General features: G+C 73.6%; 16 protein-coding genes and 1 tRNA gene. 9 read left to right on the forward strand and 8 right to left on the reverse strand.

The window, feature by feature from the left end:
- The first annotated feature begins 1 nt into the window (after position 1).
- Genes iolC through ACFYXV_RS13570 form a run of 4 tightly spaced genes read left to right on the forward strand, consistent with a single transcriptional unit; the run spans position 2 to position 5,157 of the window.
- Positions 2 to 913, forward strand: coding sequence for a 5-dehydro-2-deoxygluconokinase (gene iolC, locus ACFYXV_RS13555; protein ID WP_389383068.1), 912 nt, complete (start codon positions 2 to 4; stop codon positions 911 to 913).
- Positions 914 to 933: 20 nt separating this feature from the next.
- A complete protein-coding gene (gene iolB, locus ACFYXV_RS13560) occupies positions 934 to 1,779 on the forward strand; it encodes a 5-deoxy-glucuronate isomerase (RefSeq protein ID WP_389383070.1) in 846 nt (281 codons plus the stop codon).
- A complete protein-coding gene (gene iolD / locus ACFYXV_RS13565; protein ID WP_389382936.1) occupies positions 1,776 to 3,644 on the forward strand; it encodes a 3D-(3,5/4)-trihydroxycyclohexane-1,2-dione acylhydrolase (decyclizing) in 1,869 nt (622 codons plus the stop codon). Before iolB ends, iolD begins: the two co-directional genes overlap by 4 nt.
- Before the next feature lie 13 nt (positions 3,645 to 3,657).
- Positions 3,658 to 5,157: a CoA-acylating methylmalonate-semialdehyde dehydrogenase gene (locus ACFYXV_RS13570; RefSeq protein WP_389382937.1), complete on the forward strand. Its 1,500-nt coding sequence runs from the start codon at positions 3,658 to 3,660 to the stop codon at positions 5,155 to 5,157.
- A 64-nt stretch (positions 5,158 to 5,221) separates the two neighbouring features.
- On the opposite strand, the gene ACFYXV_RS13575 is transcribed toward ACFYXV_RS13570, so the two are convergent.
- From ACFYXV_RS13575 to ACFYXV_RS13600, 6 genes are all read right to left on the reverse strand, one after another.
- Positions 5,222 to 6,262 (reverse strand): WxL protein peptidoglycan domain-containing protein, encoded by a 1,041-nt coding sequence (locus ACFYXV_RS13575; RefSeq protein WP_389382938.1) that lies wholly within the window; start codon positions 6,260 to 6,262, stop codon positions 5,222 to 5,224.
- Positions 6,263 to 6,436: 174 nt separating this feature from the next.
- Positions 6,437 to 7,729: a hypothetical protein gene (locus ACFYXV_RS13580; protein ID WP_385470226.1), complete on the reverse strand. Its 1,293-nt coding sequence runs from the start codon at positions 7,727 to 7,729 to the stop codon at positions 6,437 to 6,439.
- A 223-nt stretch (positions 7,730 to 7,952) separates the two neighbouring features.
- Positions 7,953 to 9,197 carry a S8 family peptidase gene (locus ACFYXV_RS13585; RefSeq protein ID WP_389382939.1) on the reverse strand — a complete coding sequence of 415 codons (1,245 nt, stop codon included), beginning with the start codon at positions 9,195 to 9,197 and terminating at the stop codon, positions 7,953 to 7,955.
- Between the two features lie 112 nt (positions 9,198 to 9,309).
- Positions 9,310 to 9,723 (reverse strand): GNAT family N-acetyltransferase, encoded by a 414-nt coding sequence (locus ACFYXV_RS13590; protein WP_385470231.1) that lies wholly within the window; start codon positions 9,721 to 9,723, stop codon positions 9,310 to 9,312.
- 87 nt (positions 9,724 to 9,810) lie between these two features.
- Complete coding sequence (locus tag ACFYXV_RS13595) at positions 9,811 to 10,509, reverse strand: 4'-phosphopantetheinyl transferase family protein (RefSeq protein ID WP_389382940.1); 699 nt, start codon at positions 10,507 to 10,509, stop codon at positions 9,811 to 9,813.
- 89 nt (positions 10,510 to 10,598) lie between these two features.
- Entirely contained in the window at positions 10,599 to 11,123 is a 525-nt protein-coding gene (locus tag ACFYXV_RS13600) for a hypothetical protein (protein ID WP_385470235.1), read from the reverse strand.
- 280 nt (positions 11,124 to 11,403) lie between these two features.
- On the opposite strand from ACFYXV_RS13600, the gene ACFYXV_RS13605 reads away from it, so the two are divergent.
- The 3 genes from ACFYXV_RS13605 to ACFYXV_RS13615 all read left to right on the forward strand — a co-directional run bounded on the left by ACFYXV_RS13605 (position 11,404) and on the right by ACFYXV_RS13615 (position 13,775).
- Positions 11,404 to 11,880 carry a phospholipase gene (locus ACFYXV_RS13605; protein ID WP_389382941.1) on the forward strand — a complete coding sequence of 159 codons (477 nt, stop codon included), beginning with the start codon at positions 11,404 to 11,406 and terminating at the stop codon, positions 11,878 to 11,880.
- 402 nt (positions 11,881 to 12,282) lie between these two features.
- Positions 12,283 to 12,945: a hypothetical protein gene (locus tag ACFYXV_RS13610; RefSeq protein WP_389382942.1), complete on the forward strand. Its 663-nt coding sequence runs from the start codon at positions 12,283 to 12,285 to the stop codon at positions 12,943 to 12,945.
- Positions 12,946 to 12,956: 11 nt separating this feature from the next.
- Positions 12,957 to 13,775, forward strand: coding sequence for a phosphate ABC transporter ATP-binding protein (locus ACFYXV_RS13615; protein WP_389382943.1), 819 nt, complete (start codon positions 12,957 to 12,959; stop codon positions 13,773 to 13,775).
- On the opposite strand, the gene ACFYXV_RS13620 is transcribed toward ACFYXV_RS13615, so the two are convergent.
- Positions 13,751 to 14,512 (reverse strand): class I SAM-dependent methyltransferase, encoded by a 762-nt coding sequence (locus ACFYXV_RS13620; protein ID WP_389382944.1) that lies wholly within the window; start codon positions 14,510 to 14,512, stop codon positions 13,751 to 13,753. The genes ACFYXV_RS13615 and ACFYXV_RS13620 overlap by 25 nt on opposite strands.
- A gap of 135 nt (positions 14,513 to 14,647) precedes the next feature.
- A tRNA-Arg gene (locus tag ACFYXV_RS13625) sits at positions 14,648 to 14,720 on the reverse strand.
- A gap of 332 nt (positions 14,721 to 15,052) precedes the next feature.
- On the opposite strand from ACFYXV_RS13625, the gene ACFYXV_RS13630 reads away from it, so the two are divergent.
- Together ACFYXV_RS13630 and ACFYXV_RS13635 are read left to right on the forward strand one after the other, a co-directional pair.
- Entirely contained in the window at positions 15,053 to 16,666 is a 1,614-nt protein-coding gene (locus tag ACFYXV_RS13630; protein ID WP_389382945.1) for an ATP-binding protein, read from the forward strand.
- A gap of 4 nt (positions 16,667 to 16,670) precedes the next feature.
- Entirely contained in the window at positions 16,671 to 18,584 is a 1,914-nt protein-coding gene (locus tag ACFYXV_RS13635) for a GTPase (protein ID WP_389382946.1), read from the forward strand.
- Positions 18,585 to 18,728 lie beyond the last annotated feature (144 nt).

Raw genomic sequence — 18,728 nt, forward strand, 5'->3', positions numbered from 1 at the left:
CATGGGGCGGATCGGGGTGGATCTCTACCCGCTGAGAACGGGTGTACCGCTGGCGGAGGCGGACACGTTCGGGAAGTTCCTGGGCGGCTCGCCCACCAACGTGGCCGTCGCGGCGGCCCGGCTGGGCCGCCGGGTGGCGGTGATCACCCGGACCGGAGCCGACCCCTTCGGCGCCTATCTCCGCGCCGAGCTGCGCGGATTCGGGGTGGACGACCGGTGGGTGGGGGAGGTGGCGCGGTACCCGACCCCGCTGACGTTCTGCGAGATCTTCCCGCCCGACGACTTTCCGCTGTACTTCTACCGGCTGCCCAAGGCTCCTGACCTGGAGATCGACCCGGGTGAGCTGGACCTGGCGGCCGTACGGGCCGCGCGGGTGTTCTGGATGACGGGGACGGGCCTGAGCGCGGAGCCGAGCCGCTCCGCCACCCTCGCCGCGCTGGAGGCGCGCTCGAAGTCCGGGATCACGGTCTTCGACCTCGACTGGAGGCCGATGCTGTGGGAAGGGGACCCGGGCGAGGCGTACGCGCGGGCGCTGGGCCTCGCCACGGTGGCGGTCGGCAACGTCCAGGAGTGCGCGATCGCGACCGGCGAGAGCGACCCGCGGGCCGCGGCGCGGGCACTGCTCGCGGCCGGGGTGGAGCTGGCGGTGGTGAAACGGGGGCCGGAAGGGGTGCTGGCGGTGCGGCGGGACGGGACCGTGGTGGAGGCCGCTCCGGTGCCGGTGAAGGTGGTGAACGGGCTGGGTGCCGGGGACGCGTTCGGAGGCGCCCTGTGCCACGGGCTGCTGGCGGGATGGGAGCTGGAGCGGGTGCTCCGCTTCGCCAACGCGGCCGGGGCGATCGTGGCTTCGAGGCTGGCGTGCTCGGTGGCGATGCCGTACGGGAAGGAAGTGGAGGAGGTGCTGGAGTCGTGACGCTGACGGCATCGCACGAGATGGAGTTCGCGGCGCTGCGGGTGCTGGAACTCGGGCCGGGAGAGGCCCACGCGCACGCGTGCGGGGACCGGGAGTGGATCGTCCTCCCGCTGGCGGGGGGTTGCACGATCCGCTGCGCGGAGCCCGCGCCGCGATCGCAGGCGGGGCCGGACCGGCAGGTGTTCGAACTCCGCGGGAGAAAGGGCGTGTTCAGCGGGCCGACCGACTTCGCGTACCTGCCCCGGGGCGGGCAGGCCGAGATCGTCTCCGCCGCCGGGGGGCGGTTCGCGCTCGTCGGGGCACGGTGCGAGAACGTGCTGCCCGCCCGGTACGGTCCGGCCGGCGGCGTCCCCGTCGAGATCCGCGGAGCCGGCCACTGCTCGCGCCAGGTCAACAACTTCGGCGCCGCCGGCGTCTTCGACTGCGACCGGCTCATCGCCGTCGAGGTGCTCACCCCCGGCGGGAACTGGTCCTCATACCCGCCCCACAAGCACGACGAGTTCGACCCCGGCCACGAATCCCGCCTCGAAGAGGTCTACTACTTCGAAATCGCCCCGCACGGCGACACGCCCGGCGTCGGCTACCAGCGTGTCAGCCCCTCCCCCGCCGGGAAGACCGACATCCTCACCGAGGTGAGGACCGGGGACGCGGTGCTCATCCCGGACGGCTGGCACGGGCCCTCCATCGCCGCCCCCGGGCACGACATGTACTACCTCAACGTGATGGCCGGGCCCCCCGGCCAGCCCCGCGAGTGGCTGATCCGGGACCACCCCGGCCACGCCTGGATCCGGGACACCTGGACCGGCCGGGACGCCGACCCCCGGCTGCCCTTCCACCGACCCCGAGCGGAGGACGAGACCCGATGAGGCTCACCGTCGCCCAGGCCCTCGTACGGTTCCTGGCCGCCCAGCACACCGAGCGCGACGGGCACAGGCAGCGGCTGATCGCCGCCACCTGGGGCATCTTCGGGCACGGGAACGTCGCCGGTGTCGGCCAGGCCCTCCTGGAGAGCGGACCGGGCGAGATGCCCTTCCTCCAGGGGCGCAACGAGCAGGCCATGGTGCACGCCGCCGTCGGGTACGCCCGCCAGTGCGGGCGGCTCTCGGCCCACGCCGTCACCACCTCGATCGGGCCCGGCGCCACCAACCTCGTCACCGGGGCCGCCCTCGCCACCATCAACCGGATCCCCGTGCTCCTCCTGCCCGGGGACACCTTCGCCACCCGGCCCGCCGATCCCGTCCTCCAGCAGCTGGAGGTGCCCTACGCCGGCGACGTCTCCGTCAATGACACGCTGCGCCCCGTCTCCCGCCACTTCGACCGGATCACCCGCCCCGAGGCCCTGATCCCGGCCGCCCTCCAGGCGATGCGGGTGCTCACCGACCCCGTCCAGACCGGCGCGGTGACGCTGGCGCTGCCCCAGGACGTCCAGACCGAGGCGTACGACTGGCCGCCCGGGTTCTTCGCCGAGCGCGTGTGGGCCGTACGCCGGCCCCGGCCCGACCGGGACGAGCTCGCCCGGGCCGCCGCGGCCGTACGGGGATCCGCGCGCCCGCTGATCATCGCCGGCGGCGGGATCCGGCACAGCGCGGCCCAGAGCGCGCTGGCCGAGTTCGCCGGGGCCACCGGGATCCCGGTCGCCTCCACGCAGGCCGGCAAGGGGGCGCTCCCGTACGACCACCCCGCCGACGTCGGCGGCATCGGGCACACCGGCACGGCCACCGCCGACGAGCTGGCCCGCGGCGCCGACCTGGTCATCGCCGCCGGGACCCGGCTGACGGACTTCACCACCGCATCGGGGACCCTGTTCCAGAGCCCCGCCGTCCGCTTCCTCGGACTCAACCTCGACCCGTACGACGCCTACAAACTCGCCGGTCAGCCGGTGGTCTGCGATGCGCGGGCGGGCCTGGAGGAACTCCTGGCCGCGGTTGCCGGGTACCGCGTGGACCCCGGGTACGAAACGGCGTACAAAGAAAAGAAAAGCGGTTGGGAGCTGCTGGTCGACCGGGCCTACGCGGCCCCCGACGAGGACCGCGCCCCGACGCAGGCGCAGGTGCTCGGGCTGCTCGACGCGGTGGTCGGCCCCGAGGACATCCTGATCAACGCCGCCGGCTCCCTCCCCGGCGACCTGCACAAACTGTGGCGGGCCCGCTCGGCCGACCAGTACCACGTGGAGTACGGGTACTCCTGCATGGGCTACGAGATCCCGGCGGCGATCGGAGTCGCGCTCGCCGCCCCCGGCCGCCCGGTCTGGGCGCTGGTCGGCGACGGGACGTACCTCATGAACCCGACCGAGCTGGTCACGGCCGTACAGGAGGGCATCCCGATCAAGGTGGTGATCCTCGACAACCACGGCTACGCCTCCATCGGCGGCCTCTCCGGGGCGGTGGGCGCGGAGGGCTTCGCCACCGCGTACCGCTTCCGGGCGGAGGACGGTTCGTACACCGGCGCGCCGCTTCCGGTGGACCTCGCGGCCAACGCGGCCTCCCTCGGGATGGCCGTGATCCGCACCCGCACCATCGATGACCTGCGGAAAGCCCTCGCTGAAGCGCGTGCGGCGGACCGTCCCACATGTGTCTACGCACAGACCCGAACACCCGACACTGTGTCGGGCCCGCCCCCGGCACAGGCGTGGTGGGATGTTCCTGTGGCCGAGACCGCGACACGGAAATCCGCGGCCGCGGCCCGCGAAGAGTACGACCGGCAAGCCGCGCAGCGACGTCGCCATCTGTGAAGGAGCAATAGGCATGAAGACCGTCAACCACTGGATCGGTGGCAAGACCGTCGAGGGCGCGTCGGGGAACTACGGCCCGGTCACCGACCCGGCCACCGGCGAGGTCACCACGCAGGTCGCGCTCGCGTCGGCCGATGAGGTCGACGCCGCCGTGCAGGTCGCCCGCGAGGCCTTCCAGACCTGGGGCCAGTCCTCGCTGGCCGCCCGCACCAAGGTGCTCTTCGCGTACCGCGCCCTGCTGGACGCCAACCGCGACGCGATCGCCGAGCTGATCACCGCCGAACACGGCAAGGTCCACTCGGACGCGCTGGGCGAGGTGGCGCGCGGCCTGGAGATCGTGGAGCTGGCCTGCGGTATCACCACGCAGCTCAAGGGCGAGCTGTCGACCTCCGTCTCCAGCCGGGTGGACGTCTCGTCGATCCGCCAGCCGCTGGGCGTGGTCGCGGGCATCACCCCGTTCAACTTCCCGGCGATGGTGCCGATGTGGATGTTCCCGCTGGCCGTGGCCTGCGGAAACACCTTCATCCTCAAGCCGAGCGAGAAGGACCCGTCGGCCGCCAACAAGCTGGCCGAGCTGGCCTCCGAGGCCGGCCTGCCGGCCGGTGTGCTCAACGTCGTCCACGGTGACAAGGTTGCCGTCGACGCGCTGCTCGCCCACCCGGGCATCGCGGCGGTCTCCTTCGTCGGCTCGACGCCGATCGCCCGCCACATCCACACCACGGCCTCCGCGAACGGCAAGCGGGTCCAGGCGCTGGGCGGCGCCAAGAACCACATGCTGGTGCTGCCGGACGCCGACCTGGACGCGGCCGCCGACGCGGCCGTCTCGGCCGCGTACGGCTCGGCCGGCGAGCGCTGCATGGCGATCTCGGCGGTCGTGGCCGTCGGATCGATCGGCGACGAGCTGGTGGAGAAGATCCGCGAGCGCGCCGAGAAGATCAAGATCGGCCCCGGCAACGACCCGACCTCCGAGATGGGCCCGCTGATCACGGCCGCCCACCGCGACAAGGTCGCCTCGTACGTCAAGGGCGCGGCCGACCAGGGCGCGGACGTGGTCCTCGACGGCACGGGGTACACGGTCGGCGGGTTCGAGAACGGCCACTGGATCGGCCTCTCGCTGCTGGACAACGTCAAGACCGACTCCGACGCCTACCGCGACGAGATCTTCGGACCGGTGCTGTGCGTGCTGCGCGCCGAGACCTACGAGGAGGGTGTGGCGCTCATCAACGCCTCGCCGTTCGGCAACGGCACGGCGATCTTCACCCGTGACGGCGGCGCGGCCCGCCGCTTCCAGCTGGAGATCGAGGCGGGCATGGTCGGCGTCAACGTGCCGATCCCGGTGCCGGTGGGCTACCACTCCTTCGGCGGCTGGAAGGACTCGCTCTTCGGCGACCACCACATCTACGGGAACGACGGCATCCACTTCTACACCCGCGGCAAGGTCGTCACGACCCGCTGGCCGGACCCGTCCGAAGCCCCGGCGGGCGTGGACCTGGGCTTCCCCCGCAACCACTGACCGCGTTCGCCACCGAAGGACCGGCTCGCCTCCCGCACCCCTCACGCGGGAGGCGAGCTCGTTTTCAACGCGCGGCGGCCAAGTCCGGTGCGGGTTCGGACTGTTCCTCGGGGGAGCGGCGGCGGCGCCGCAGGATCAGGAAGGTGAGTGCGGCGCCCGCCAGCACCAGCAGCGCACCGAGGGCCGGCCACGGCACGGCGACGAACTCCGCCTCCGATGCGGAGGCGAGGTCCGGATAGGCCGTCGCCCCGGCCGAGATCCTCACGGTCACCCAGTCCGACTGCGGTGCGTCCGACCAGGGTTCGGTCAGCTCGATGCGCTGGCCGGGCAGCAGCACCAGCTTCAGCTCGCGGGCCGGCCGGTCCAGCACCGTACGCCCGAACAGCCCCTCGGCGGACACCGCCACCTTGGGTTCGACGACCACGTTGCCCCGGTTGACCAGCGTGTACGAGACCGTGGCGCGGGCGCTCTTGACCCACGGCAGCAGCGGCGCGGACCGGCTGACCTTCACGTCCTCCACGCTCAGCCCCGGGGTCACCGGCCCCGGCACCCGGAAGTACAGCCGCGAGCCGACCTGCCGTTTCACTCCGACCTGGACCTTGCCCTCCTGCCGGATGCCCTCTACGGCGGTGTTGAGGGCGACGATCCCGCCGACGTGGTCGCCGGGCGTCGCGTCCTCGGGGACCTTCACCGTGAACGGGATGTCCTTGCGGCCCTTGGGCGGCACGGTCACCGTGGTGGCCGCCTCGGGTGCCAGCGCGATCCACGCGCCCACGTCCTTGGGCTTCTGTTCCACCGGCAGCAGCGCGAAGGCGCCGCCCGCCGGGGTGTTCACGGCGTCGGTGGCGAAGATCTGGAAGGTCAGCTCCCGGTCGGAGGAGTTCAGGACGGTCACGCTGTCGCTGACCGTGGTCCCGGCCGCGCCCTGGTGGAAGAAGTACGCGCGGTCGGTCATCGCGGCGCCGGCCGGTGGCGTCGGGAACACCCCCCAAGTGCCGTTGTCCGCGGCCGTCGCCCGCACGGCCGGCCCCAGGAGCAGGCCCGCGACCAGCAGCAACAGGGTGAGGAGCGGACCGTACGGAGCGATGCGGGGGCGGGGGCGCATGGGCGGTTCTCCAGTCGGCGCGGTGGGCTGGGCGGGGGCGCGGGGCGCGGGCGGAAGGCGAAGGGGTGGTGCGGCGCCGTGGCGCCGCACCACCCTGGGTGCGCTGTTCCTGCGGGGTCAGGTGACTCCTGCCGGGGCGGACGATCCCTGCCGGGTCAGGAGATTCCTGCCGGGTCAGGCGATCGAGAAGGTGACGACCGTCTGGTAGGTGTCCGCGAACATGAACGGCGGGAGCTGGATCATCCCGGCGCCGCCGACGGCGAACTCACCGCCGGTCAGCTCGTCCCCGCCGGCCGCCTGCGAGGCGACCTTCAACGGGGTCTCGGAGATCGCGCCGGGCGTGCCCGCGGTGCAGGTGCTCGGGCTGTCCGGGTTGGTCACGGTGCAGGACGGCTGGATGCCGATCTGCGCCTTCGCCATCGAGTGGCCGGTCGCCTGGTTCAGGAACGGCGTACGGGTCGCCGTCACGTCCCAGCCGAGGGTGCCGCCGCGGAAGTCCTGGACGGTCGCGGCGTTGAACATGCCGACCACCGACTGGGCCTTGCCGTTGATGGTGACCGAGGGGAAGGCCACGGCCGGCTGGCCGTCCTTCGGGCCGAGCGCCAGCGGGCCGGGGAGGACCTCGATGTCGACCGGGTTCTTCACGCCCGCCTGGTCCTCCAGGTACACGAAGGACTTGTACGGGGTGACCGAGCCGTCGATCTTGACGGCGTCGGCCTTCTTGGTGACCGTGATGTTGCAGGTGGCGGCGCCGCTCGCGTCCGCCGTGCCGGTCCCGGTGTCACCGGTCGCCGCGCCCGCGAGCAGGGCGGAGCAGGTGACGGGGCCGGCCGGGAAGTTGGCGCCGTTGACGACGACGGCCGTGCCGGCCTTGCCGCTGTTGGGCGTCAGCTTGGTGGTGACCGGGTCCTTGGGCAGTGCCTCGACGGCGACCGAGCCGAGGGTGGCGCTCGGGCGGGGCGCCGGGGTGCAGGTCGTGGTGAAGACGGAACCGCTGAGGTCCGCGTCGGTGACCGCCAGGTCCAGCTTGACGTCGACCGCAGTCCCCTCGGTGCCGTCCGGGATCTTGATGGTCCCCGAGAAGGACTTCGGGTCGAGGGGGGTGCCGGCGACGACGCTGACGGTCTCGGGCGGGCTCGTGACGACCTGGGTGGTCGTGCCCACCTTGAGGGTGATCTTGGTGGTGTTCACCGTCGTGACGGAGAAGCCCGGGATCAGCGGGCTCGCACCCGGGTCGATCGTGATCGGTACGACGTCGCCGGCCTTGGCCGAATCGGGCACCGTGATCGTGTAGTTCTGGTTGCCCGAACCGTCCGGCTGCGGTGCGGGGGCATCGCAGTTCTCGAAGACGGGGGTGGTCACGGTCGCCGCCTGGGCGGTGCCGGTCAGGCCCGCCACGCCGCCCGCCAGCGCGAGGGACAGGGCGCCCGCCCCGGCCAGAATTCTTCGTCGGAACGTTGTACTCACTGGGTCGCGACTCCTTCGTCAGACGAACCCCTCCCCCCACCCGCTGTGTGGGGGAGGCCGAGCCGGTGCGGTGGCCGACATTGACGCGTCGCGGTGATGAGAAGTCAATGGCTTGCTTTCGCCCGAAGCACACAGAAATTGATGTCCCATCAGACCGGGTCGTCAGGGGTGCGTTGCGGGTGGGATGGATGGGATGCGGGCGGGGGGCGGCGCGGGCTTCCGTCTAGGGGGTGTCCGACCCCGCGGACACCTCCTGGGCCGCGGCCGGCGGGTGGTGGAGCAGCAGGTTCGCCGTACCGGCAGGGACGCCGGTGAGGCGGTCCCGTACGGCGTCCCGCACCAGCACGGCGGACACCTCGGCGGGGGTCCGCACCGCACCACCCGCCGCGATGCCCTCCGCCAGGATCAGCGCGGCGACGCCCGCCGCGTGCGGGGCCGCCATGGAGGTCCCGGAGGCGCGGGCGAGGGTGGTCGCCGAGCCCTTCCAGGCCGAGGTGACGGACACGCCCGGCGCGACGAGGTCCACGCAGCTGCCGTAGCTGGAGAACGGGGCCCACTGGTCGGCGGCGTCGGCCGCGCCGATCGTGAGCGCCGTGGGGGCGGCGGCGGGGGAACCGGTGCAGGCGTTGTCTGCGGAGTTTCCGGCGGCGACGGTGAAGGTGATCCCGGCGGCGACCGCCCGGCCCACCGCCGCGTCGAGGGCGCGGCTGCGGGTGCCGCCCATGCTCATGTTGGCGACCGCGGGGGTGCCGGGGGCCTTGGCGGCGTCCTTCACCATCCACTCCAGACCGCCCAGGATGGAGGTCAGCGACGCCGACCCCTTGCAGTTGGCGACCTTGACGCCGACGAGGGAGACCCCCTTCGCCACCCCGTACGTCGCCCCGCCCAGGGTCCCCGCGACGTGCGTGCCGTGGCCGTTGCAGTCGCTGGAGGTCTCCAGGAACACCCCGTTGTAGCCGGTCCGGGCCCGGCCTCCGAACTCCTGGTGGGCGGTGTTGATCCCGGTGTCCACGACGTACGCGGTGACGCCCTGCGCGGTGGTGGCGTACGCGTACGAGCCGTCGAGCGGGAGCGCGGACTGGTCGATCCGGTCCAGGGGCCAGGGCGCCGGGTTCTGCGCGTCGCTGATCCGGAACTCGGCGTCCGGCTCCACCGAGGCCACCCGGGGGTCGGCGGCCAGAACTCTGGCGCGGGCGGCGGTGGTCCGGACGGCGAAGCCGCTGAGGACGGTGTCGTAGACGTCCCCGACCTGGTCGCCGGAGCCCGCGGCCTCGGCAGCCACGGCACGGGTCGGGGCGCGGGAGGCGGTGTCCTTGAGGACGACGACGTACGGCGCGGTGGCGGTCGAGGCGGAGGCCGAGGCCGAGGCGGAGGTCGCGGTGTCGGCGGCGGGTGCGGGGTGCGGCGGCAGGGCGGTGGCCGCCGCCAGCAGGGCGGCGGCCGGGAGCAGCACGGTGAATGCGGTCATGCGCCCGATGCTCGGCGAGCCGCGACCCGCCCGCGCGGAGGGTGCGCCGACTGGCCCCATGACACGCCGTCGAACGGGTGCCCGTCCCCCGGCCCGACGGGGAAGGCGGGCATCAGCCGGAGAGGGGCCAGCCGCGCATCGCGAAGACGCCCTCGTCACGGGAGCCGGCGGCGGTGTACGTGGCCAGGGCGGCCTCGTTGCCGGTGTCGACCCCCACCCACATGCCGTAGCAGCCGCGCGCCTTGGCCTCGTCGGCGAGGGCTTCGGTCAGCGCGCGGCCGATGCCGCGCCGCCGGTAGCCCTCGTCGACGCAGAGCTCGTACAGGCACATCTCCGTGCCCTTGTCGGGGTGGTTCATCTCGACCCCGGAGACCATGCCGGCCGGGATCTCGTCGACGTAGGCGATGAGCATCAGGTGTCCCGGCGCGGTGAGGAAGCGCTCGGACCAGTCGAGTCGGGCGGGGCCGTCGAAGAGCCCCTCCGCGGCCTGGAGTTCGGCGACGGTACGGGCGGGGCGGATGTCCATGGCCGTCACGATATGCGCCGCGTGCCGGGCGGAGAGCTTGATTTCGGTCCGGCGTGGCGGGGCCGCGCGCGCCGCGGGGCGGGGCCGTTACGCGCGCACGGCCAGGGCCGCCGCGTACGCCGGGGGAGCGGAGAGGTCGGTGAGGTGCCAGCCGGGAACCGGGGACGGGGCGGGGCCCGAGCCCACGTAGGGCTCGGCCAGGCCCAGGGCCAGGCCGGTGCCCGTGCCCTTGAAGTAGGCCTCCTTGCGCGACCACACGCGGCCCAGCGCCTGAGCCCGCTCCGCGGCGGGCAGCGCGGAGAGCTCCGCCGTCTCGGCCGGATGCAGGGTGGTCAGTACGTCCTCCACCGCGGCCGCGCTCGGGATCGCCTCCACGTCGACCCCGACCGGCACCGCCGCGAACGCGAGGTACGCCAGGTCGCCGCTGTGCGAGAGCGAGAAGTGCACCTCGCCCCCCGCCACCGCGGGCCGCCCGTGCGGGCCGTCGCAGCACGGGCAGTCCTCCCGGACCAGTACGACGTCCCGCGGGGCCAGCCCGAGATAGCCGCCGAGCAGCACCCGCAGCCCCACGTGGGAAGCGAGGTACCGGTGCCGGTCCCCGGCCCGCACCATCAGGGCCGCGCGCTCCCGTTCGCCCGCGTCCAGGATCGCCGGAGCCTCGTCGACCTGGTGGCCGCCGACCGCGTCGAGGGTGGTGTCCAGGGACCACACCGCCGCGGCGGACCCCGCCGGGGCCCCGCCGATCCGGGGAAGGTCTTCGCCGAGTCGGTTCACGTACGTACTCACCCGTTGAGCCTAGACGAGCGCCGATCCGGTGCGGTGCGGTGCGGTGCGGTCCGGTGCGGTGCGGTGCGGTGCGTACGGGAGGGACGTCGCTAGCCCTGGCTGCTGGCGTGGGCCGCGGCCGGGGGGCTGTCCTGGGGCCGGGAGCCCGGTGACGGGGTGCCGTCGGTCCAGGCGTAGACGCGCTTGCCGCGCACCGCCACCTGGTACTGGTGGACGTCCCGGCATTCGGGCCGCTCCTCGGCCCGGGTGCCGTGCGGCCACCACTTGGCGTTCAGCCTCCGCCCGCCCATGTCCTTCGGCGTGCCGGCCGTGCACTGCGGGCCGTCCAGCGGGGTCGTCCCGAGCGTGAAGCGGATCAGCCGCGCCTCGCCCTTGGCGCGCGTGCGTATGCGTATGTCCGTGGCGTCCTTGGGCACCCAGGACGGCAGCGCGAAGGCCGCGTTGCCGCGCGCGGGCGCGTCGGCGGCGGTCGCGAAGTGCTTGCTCTTCTCCTCGAAGACCTTGTCGTTGATCGAGTCGGTCAAGGGGTTGGGCGGGAGGTTGGGCAGCGCGAGCGCGGCGGTGGCGACGACTCCCACGATGGCGGCGGCGATGGCGAGGGGACGGCGGTTCATGTGATCAGTCTCGGCTGCACGCACCCCCGTGCGCGTCCCTCCGCAGGACGAGCCGGTCCTCTGCCGGAAGTCTGACACCGCGTGCTACCTGAGAGCTGCACGTCCTCCAACCGGCCCCCCTTCCGCACTCCTTGGGAGGCCCCCGCCCGCCACCCGCCCCCGCCGGGCGGCGTTATAGCGGCGCTGGGCGGCGGCGCCAGGGCGCACCCCGACGGTGGGATCCGACGCCGTACCGGGGCACCTCCCGGCGGCCCGCCCACTCCCGTCCTGGAGGAATGCCATGCGCCGTCGTCTCGTTCCCGTCCTCGCATCGGCGGTCGCGGCCGGTGTGCTCTTCGCCGCCGCCCCCGCCTCCGCAGCGGTCCCGGCCGACAAGCCGCAGGTCCTGAGCGGTTGGACGCAGACCAGCGCCGCCAGCCACAACGCCTGGGTCGCCGCGCGCGGCAACCAGGGCAAGTGGGCGCCGTACGGGTTCGACTGGTCGACCGACTACTGCTCCTCCTCGCCCGACAACCCCTTCGGGTTCCCCTTCCAGACCGCCTGCGCCCGCCACGACTTCGGCTACCGCAACCACAAGGCCGCAGGTGTATTTTCGGCCAACAAGGCCCGGCTGGACGACGCCCTCTACGCAGACCTGAAGCGCGTCTGCTCGGCGTACTCGGGTGTGAAGAAGGGCTCCTGCGACAGCACCGCGTGGACCTACTACCAGGCAGTCAAGGCCTTCGGGGTCTCTCCCCAGGACGCCCCCGCCGCCTGATTCCAGCCATGATCAACCCTGACGCCCCTTGATCTCCGGTCCCGCCCACCCCCTCGGGCGGGACCGGACGCGTTTCGCGCGCCCTCCCGCGCGCCCCCTTCTCGCGTTCACGTTTTCTCCGTTTCCGCTTCACCGATCCGTGTGCCCCAGAGCCCCACGCCCCGTGGATTGTCATGCCCGCAGCCGTGGGTGGGGTGGCTGCTTTCCGGCCATCTACGGCCTGTGGGGAAGGGGGGCGGTCCGGTGTCTCGACCACGTTTTCTGTTCGTGTCCTGGGTGGACGTCGCACGACGTCAGGCACCCGCACCAGTGCGGGGGAGAGGCTCCGGCGCGAGCGCCGGCAGCGCAAGCCGCGGCGGGGGCGGCGACGGGGGCGAGGGCTCCGAAGGCACCCCCGACGCCGTGACCTGGCGGCTCGTCGGAGCCAACAACCACGCGCTCGGCCGCAGTCCCCACGTGCACGGCAGCCTCACGGCCTGCTGCGCGGCCGTCGAACAGCTCCAGGGGCACATCGAGCAGGCAGCCCCGCTGGTCGTGATGTCCTCCGGAACCGGTGCCTGGACCTGGCGGCTCGCGCTCGAAGAGCAGTGCGTCGCCGTCGCCGTCCGCACCTTCCGCCGCCAGCGCGAGTGCCGCCACAGCCTCCAGCTGTTCCTGTCCGCGACCGCCGAGGCCCAGGTCGCGTCACGCGTCACCCACACCCGGCGGCTGCGCGGCCTGCGCCTGCCCGGCGCCGCGGACGTACCCGGGCTCGCCGTCCGCGGAGGCAGCCTCCCCGGCGGCGTCCTCCAGGTCGACGCCGAACTCGTCTCGCCCCCGCAGCAGTCCGGCGGGCGCATGCCGGGGCGGCTGCCCGCCGCCGAGGCACCCATGACGGGCCAGGCCTCGGCCTGGCTGCCGCTGGTCCTGTGGGGGCAGGCGCTGCTGCTCGCCGCCGCCGCGCTGGCCTGGGCCCGGGTCCGCTGGGGCCGCGGGCACACCTGGCTGGTCGGGGTGCCCGTACTGGCCGCCCTCGGCCTCGCGGCCGCCGACCAGGCCGCCCTCCTCCTGCCCAACCTCCTGTGAACGAGGCCCTGATGTCCCAGACCATCGAACTCCCCACCGTGTCCCGGGCCGCGGGACCCTCCTCGCTCGACGCCCGGGACGTCTCGGCCTGGTTCGGCGGCCGCAAGGTCCTCGACCGGGTCTCGCTGACCATGCCCGGCGGCAGGGTGACGGCGCTGATCGGCCCCTCGGGCTGTGGCAAGTCCACGTTCCTGCGCATCCTGAACCGGATGCACGAGCTGATCCCCGGCGCCGAACTGGCGGGTGAGGTACTGCTGGACGGCGAGGACGTCTACGCCCGCGGCCGCCGCCTCACCGACGCCCGCCGCCGCATCGGGATGGTCTTCCAGAAGCCGAACCCCTTCCCGGCGATGTCGGTGTACGACAACGTCACGGCGGGCCTGAAACTCACCGGAACGCGCGCTTCGGGGGCCGAGAAGGACGACCTGGTGGAGGAATGCCTCACCAAGGCGGGCCTGTGGACGGAGGTCCGCGACCGCCTGCGCCAGCCGGGCGGCGCCCTCTCCGGCGGTCAGCAGCAGCGCCTGTGCATCGCCCGCTCCCTGGCGGTACGCCCGCAGATCCTGCTGATGGACGAGCCCTGCTCGGCCCTGGACCCGACCTCGACGCGCCGCATCGAGGAGACGATCCGGGAGCTGGCCGAGGAGGTCACCATCGTGATCGTCACGCACAACATGCAGCAGGCCGCCCGCGTCTCCGACCAGTGCGCCTTCTTCCTCGCGGAACAGGGCACGCCGGGCCACATCGTCGAACACGGCCCCACGGAGGCGATGTTCTCCACCCCCCAGGACCCCCGCACGTCGGACTACGTCCAGGGCCGCTTCGGCTGACCCGCCCGCGCGACCCGCAGGTCGACGACGTAGTGCTCCGCAACCGTCCCCCCGGGGAACAGCCGGAGCAGACGCTCCCTCTCCCGGGCCAGGAACTCGTCGGTGCCGGGCAGGCCGACCAGGAAGAGGGAGTGGGTAGCCAGCTTGGCGAGGTGCGCATCGACGGCGATCCGGCGGGACCAGCGCAGCGACCGGGTGGTGAACTCCAAGCCGCCCTGTGGCCGGGGGTGTTCGTTGACGTACCAGCCGGGACCGAATTCCTCCTCGATCCGCGCCTGCTGTCCGGCGATCCATTCGACGCCGGCGTCCGGATCGTTGGACCAGACGGCCAGCGCCCCGCCGGGCCGCAGCACGCGCAGGGCCTCCGGCCCGGACCGTGCGGGATCGGTCCAGTGCCAGGACTGCGCGTACGTCAGAAGGTCGAGGGACCCGGACGCGAACGGCAGCCGGTCCCCGTCCCCCCGTACGAGCGGCACCCGCGGATGGCGGCGCCGGAACTCGGCGGCCATCCCGGCCCCGGGTTCTACGCCGACCACGGCGGCCCCGCGTTCGTACAGCAGCCGGGTGGCGATCCCGGTGCCGGCCCCCACGTCGGCGACCCGCGCCCCGGCGAGCGCCACCCCGGAGACCTCCTCCAGGACGTCGAACAGCCCGTCCGGATACGAGGGCCGGTAGTCCGCGTACCGCCCGGCCGCCGACCCGAACGACCGCGCCCGCTCAACAGCTCCGTCCGCCACCCGCCCACCTTCCCGCACGACCCCGCCCCCGCACCAGGGCGCAAGGGGGGACGGCCGGTCCCGTCCGCTGCCGAAGGGGCCGCTTCCGGCTACGCGAAAGCCCTCCCCGGCGGGGAGGGCTTGAGGTGAGGAGAGTGCCCCCGGCAGGACTCGAACCTGCGGCCAAGTGCTTAGAAGGCACCTGCTCTATCCACTGAGCTACGGGGGCCGGAAGGTGGCCGTGGTGGCCTGGAGCCCCGGGGTGGGGGTGGGACTGTCGTCCGGACCGGGTCAAGGATAGGGCTCCGGCTGCCTTGTCCCGGTTGCTTCACCCGCGTGCCACGATGTGGAGGTTCGGTGAAGCGGTCCCGATAATCGCAGGCAGGTGCGATTCTCGCATCGCTTTTGCGCCGCGGCGCCCCTGGTGTTGTGCACTCGTTATGCCTGAGTCCCACTCGTCCGATGTGCCCGAAAGGTCCCACTGGACTCGCGATCGGCGCGCAGAGGGCCTATAAGCTTCAAAAATGGTCCCAAATTGGGCATTCTTCGCATGTGGTGACCTTGGATGTTCGGCCTCAGCTGCTCGATGCCCTGTCCGCCCTGCGCGACCGGGTCGCGTCCGTGCGTCTGCCGCTGCCCCTGCCCGGCGCCCCGCGCGCCCGCCAGACCAGAGCCGAGCTGCTCGCGCAGCTCGACGACTACCTCGTACCCCGGCTGAAGGCGCCCGAGGCGCCGCTGCTCGCCGTCGTCGGCGGGTCCACCGGGGCCGGTAAGTCCACCCTCGTCAACTCCCTCGTGGGACGCCAGGTGAGTGAGGCCGGCGTCCTGCGGCCCACCACCCGTGTCCCCGTACTCGTCTGCCATCCGGATGACCACCACTGGTTCGCCGGCATGCGCGTGCTCCCCGACCTGATGCGGGTCTGGGCACCGCCCGGGGAGGACGACCCCCTCCCCGGTCCCCACCGCGGCTCTCCCCGCGGATTCGGGACCACCGCCGCCACCCGCGAACTGCGCATCGAGACCGCCGCCGGCCTCCCGCGCGGGCTCGCCATCCTCGACGCCCCCGACATCGACTCCCTCGTGGTCGAGAACCGGACACTCGCCGCGCAGCTCATCTGCGCCGCCGACGTCTGGGTCATGGTCACCACCGCCTCGCGGTACGCCGACGCCGTCCCCTGGCACCTGCTGCGCACCGCCAAGCAGTACAAGGCGACCCTGGGCATCGTCCTCGACCGGGTCCCGCACCAGGTGCTCGCCGAGGTCTCGCGCCAGTACGGGGCCCTGCTCAACCGGGCCGGCCTGGGCGACGTAGCGCGCTTCACCGTGCCCGAGCTGCCCGAATCGGCCGGCGGGGGCGGGCTGCTGCCCGCCAGCGCCGTCGCCCCGCTCTTCGCGTGGCTCGCCCACCACGCGCAGGACCCCGCCGCCCGCCAGTACGCCGTCGGGCGGACCGCGCTCGGCGCGCTGGACTCCCTCGGGCGGCGGATGCCGGAGCTGGCGTCCGCCGTCGCCGCACAGCACGCCGCCGCCGTACGGCTGACCTCGGCCGTCGAGGACGCGTACAAGAGGGAGGGCAAGCGGGTCCGGGGCCGCCTCGACCAGGGCGCCGTACTGGCCGGGGACGCGCTGACCCGGTGGCGCGGCTACCCCCTCGACACGAGCACCGACGAACTGCTCGACTCGCTCGCCGAGTCGCTCTCCGCGCTGCTCCAGTGCGCCGTCGCCGCCGCCGACGAGCGGATCGCCCAGGCCTGGCGGCGCGAGCCGGCCGCCGGGGCGGTACGGCTGCCCGCGCCCGACCGGGAAGCGGCGGAACGTATCGGCATGGCCGTACGGCACTGGCGGCGCGTACTGGAGGAACTCGCCGAGGAAGAGGTCGCCCGGCTCGACAAGCAGCCCGCGCCCGACCCCGACGGGGTCGCCGCCCTCCTCGTCGCGGCCCTCCTCGGCGGCAAGCGGGCCCGCCCCGCCGGAGAGAAGCTCGCCGAGCGGATCGGCGTACAGGCCGCCGTACGCCTGCGCGACCGGGGCGGTGAGCTGGTCGCCGAACACCTGGAACAGGTGCTGCGTGCCGAACGGGACCGCCGGCTGGCCCCGCTGGAGGCGCTCGAAGTGACGCCGGAACCGCAGGCCGAGCTGATCGCCGCGCTGTCCCTACTGCAGAAGGAGAGGTGACGCGGTGACCGCCTTGACCGACCGCGACCGCACCGAGGACCGCTGGGACGACGGATTCATCGCGCGTTCGCGCCGCGCGGGCGCAGGCGCGGGACCGGGTTCCGGAGCCGGAGCCGGAGCCGGAATCGGAATCGATGCCGACTCCGACGCCGAGGACGGCGGCCGCGGCGACACGGACGACGGGAGCGACGACGCGCTCGTCCGCGCCGTCTCCGGGGCCGGGAACGACGGGGGCAAGGCGCCCTCGCCGCCGATCAGCCCGGAAGGGCAGGCCCTGCGCACCCGCCTCGAAGCGCTGCGCCAGCTGGTCGGGCTCTCGCGGACCCGGCTCGACGGCAAGACCCTCGCGGAGGCCGGCCGGGTGCTCGACGAGGCCGCCGCGCGGCGCGGGCTGTCGGCGCAGCACACGGTCGTCGCGATCGCCGGAGCCACCGGAAGCGGCAAGTCCACCCTGTTCAACTCACTCGCCGGAGTGCAGATTTCCGAGACGGGCCTGCGCAGGCCGACGACCGCGGCGCCGATCGCGTGCAGCTGGTCCGACGGCGCCGCCGGGCTCCTCGACCGCCTGGAGATCCCGGGCCGGCTGCGCCGCCGCCCGCGCGAGACCTCCGAGGCCGGGGCGCTGCGCGGGATGGTCCTGGTGGACCTGCCGGACCTGGACTCGGCGGTCGGAGCCCACCGCGAGCACGTGGACCGGGTGCTCGCCCTGGTCGACGCGGTCGTGTGGGTGGTCGATCCGGAGAAGTACGCCGACGCCGTACTGCACGAGCGGTACCTGCGGCCGCTGGCCGGGCACGCCGAGGTGACGTTCGTGGTGCTGAACCAGGTGGACCGGCTGCCCGGCGAATCGGCCGACCTCGTACTGGACGACCTGCGGCGGCTGCTCGACGACGACGGCATCGCCCTCGGCGAGCACGACGAGCCCGGCGCCACCGTCCTCGGCCTGTCGGCGCTGACCGGCGAGGGCGTCGGGGAACTGCGCGACCTCCTCGCACAGTTCACCCAGGAGAAGGGCGCCGCGACCCGCCGCATCTCCGCCGACGTCGACAGGGCCGCCGGGCGCCTGCGCCCGCTGTACGTGGCCGACGGCCATCCGTCGCCCGAGATCGGGGAGGCGGCGCGCGCCGAGTTCGAGGACCGGCTCGCCGAGGCGGTCGGGGCGTACGCGGCCGGGCTCGCCGCCGAGCGGGCCTGGCGGCGCAACGCCGGGAAGGCGTGCGGCACCCCGTGGCTGCGGCTGTGGCGGTGGTACGAGGGCCGGCGCGCCCCGCGCACGCTGGCCGGGCTGGCCGCCCTGGCGGCGATCGGCGGCAGCCGGGGCCCGGTGGGCGCGGAGGCGCCGGCCGAGGAAGAGGTGACGGCGCGCCAGCGCGTGGAGCAGGCCGTACGGACGGTCGCCGACGCGGCGGCCGACGGGCTGCCCGACGCCTGGGCGCAGGCCGTACGGGAGGCCGCGGTGCGCGGCGCCGATCAGCTCCCGCAGGCGCTGGACGAGATCGCGGTGACGCTCGGGGCGGCGGTCACGGTGCCCAGCGCCAAGCCGCCGCGGCCGACGTGGTGGCCGGCGGCGGTGCTGGCGCAGGCGGCGATGACGCTGCTGCAGATCTACGGCGGGCTGTGGCTGGTCGGGCAGATCGTCGGCGTCCTGGAGCCGCGCCTGATGCCGCCGGTGCTGCTGATGGTGGCGGGCATCGTCGGCGGTCCGCTGGTGGAGTGGGCCTGCTCGATCGCGGCCCGGGGCCCGGCGCGGCGCTACGGGCAGGACGCCGAGCGGCGGCTGCGGCAGGCGGCGGCCGGCTGCGGGCGGGCCCGGGTGCTGGAGCCGGTGGCGGCGGAGCTGCTGCGCTACCGGGAGGTGCGCGAGCAGTACGCGACGGTCGCCGCAGGGGGGACGAAGTTGTCCACAACCCGCGAGTAGTCCACAGGCCGCAGCGGGAATCGCGGGGCGGCGCCAGCATGGTTCGTACCTCGTGCGGATGGTCGTGCGGGGCGGGTCGCGAGGCAAGAGCCGCGTGATCCGTACGGGTACGGACGTGACGGGTACGGATGTGGGGGAGGGCTG

Source organism: Streptomyces sp. NPDC002181 (assembly GCF_042890485.1).
In the GTDB taxonomy this organism is placed as follows: Bacteria; Actinomycetota; Actinomycetes; order Streptomycetales; family Streptomycetaceae; genus Streptomyces.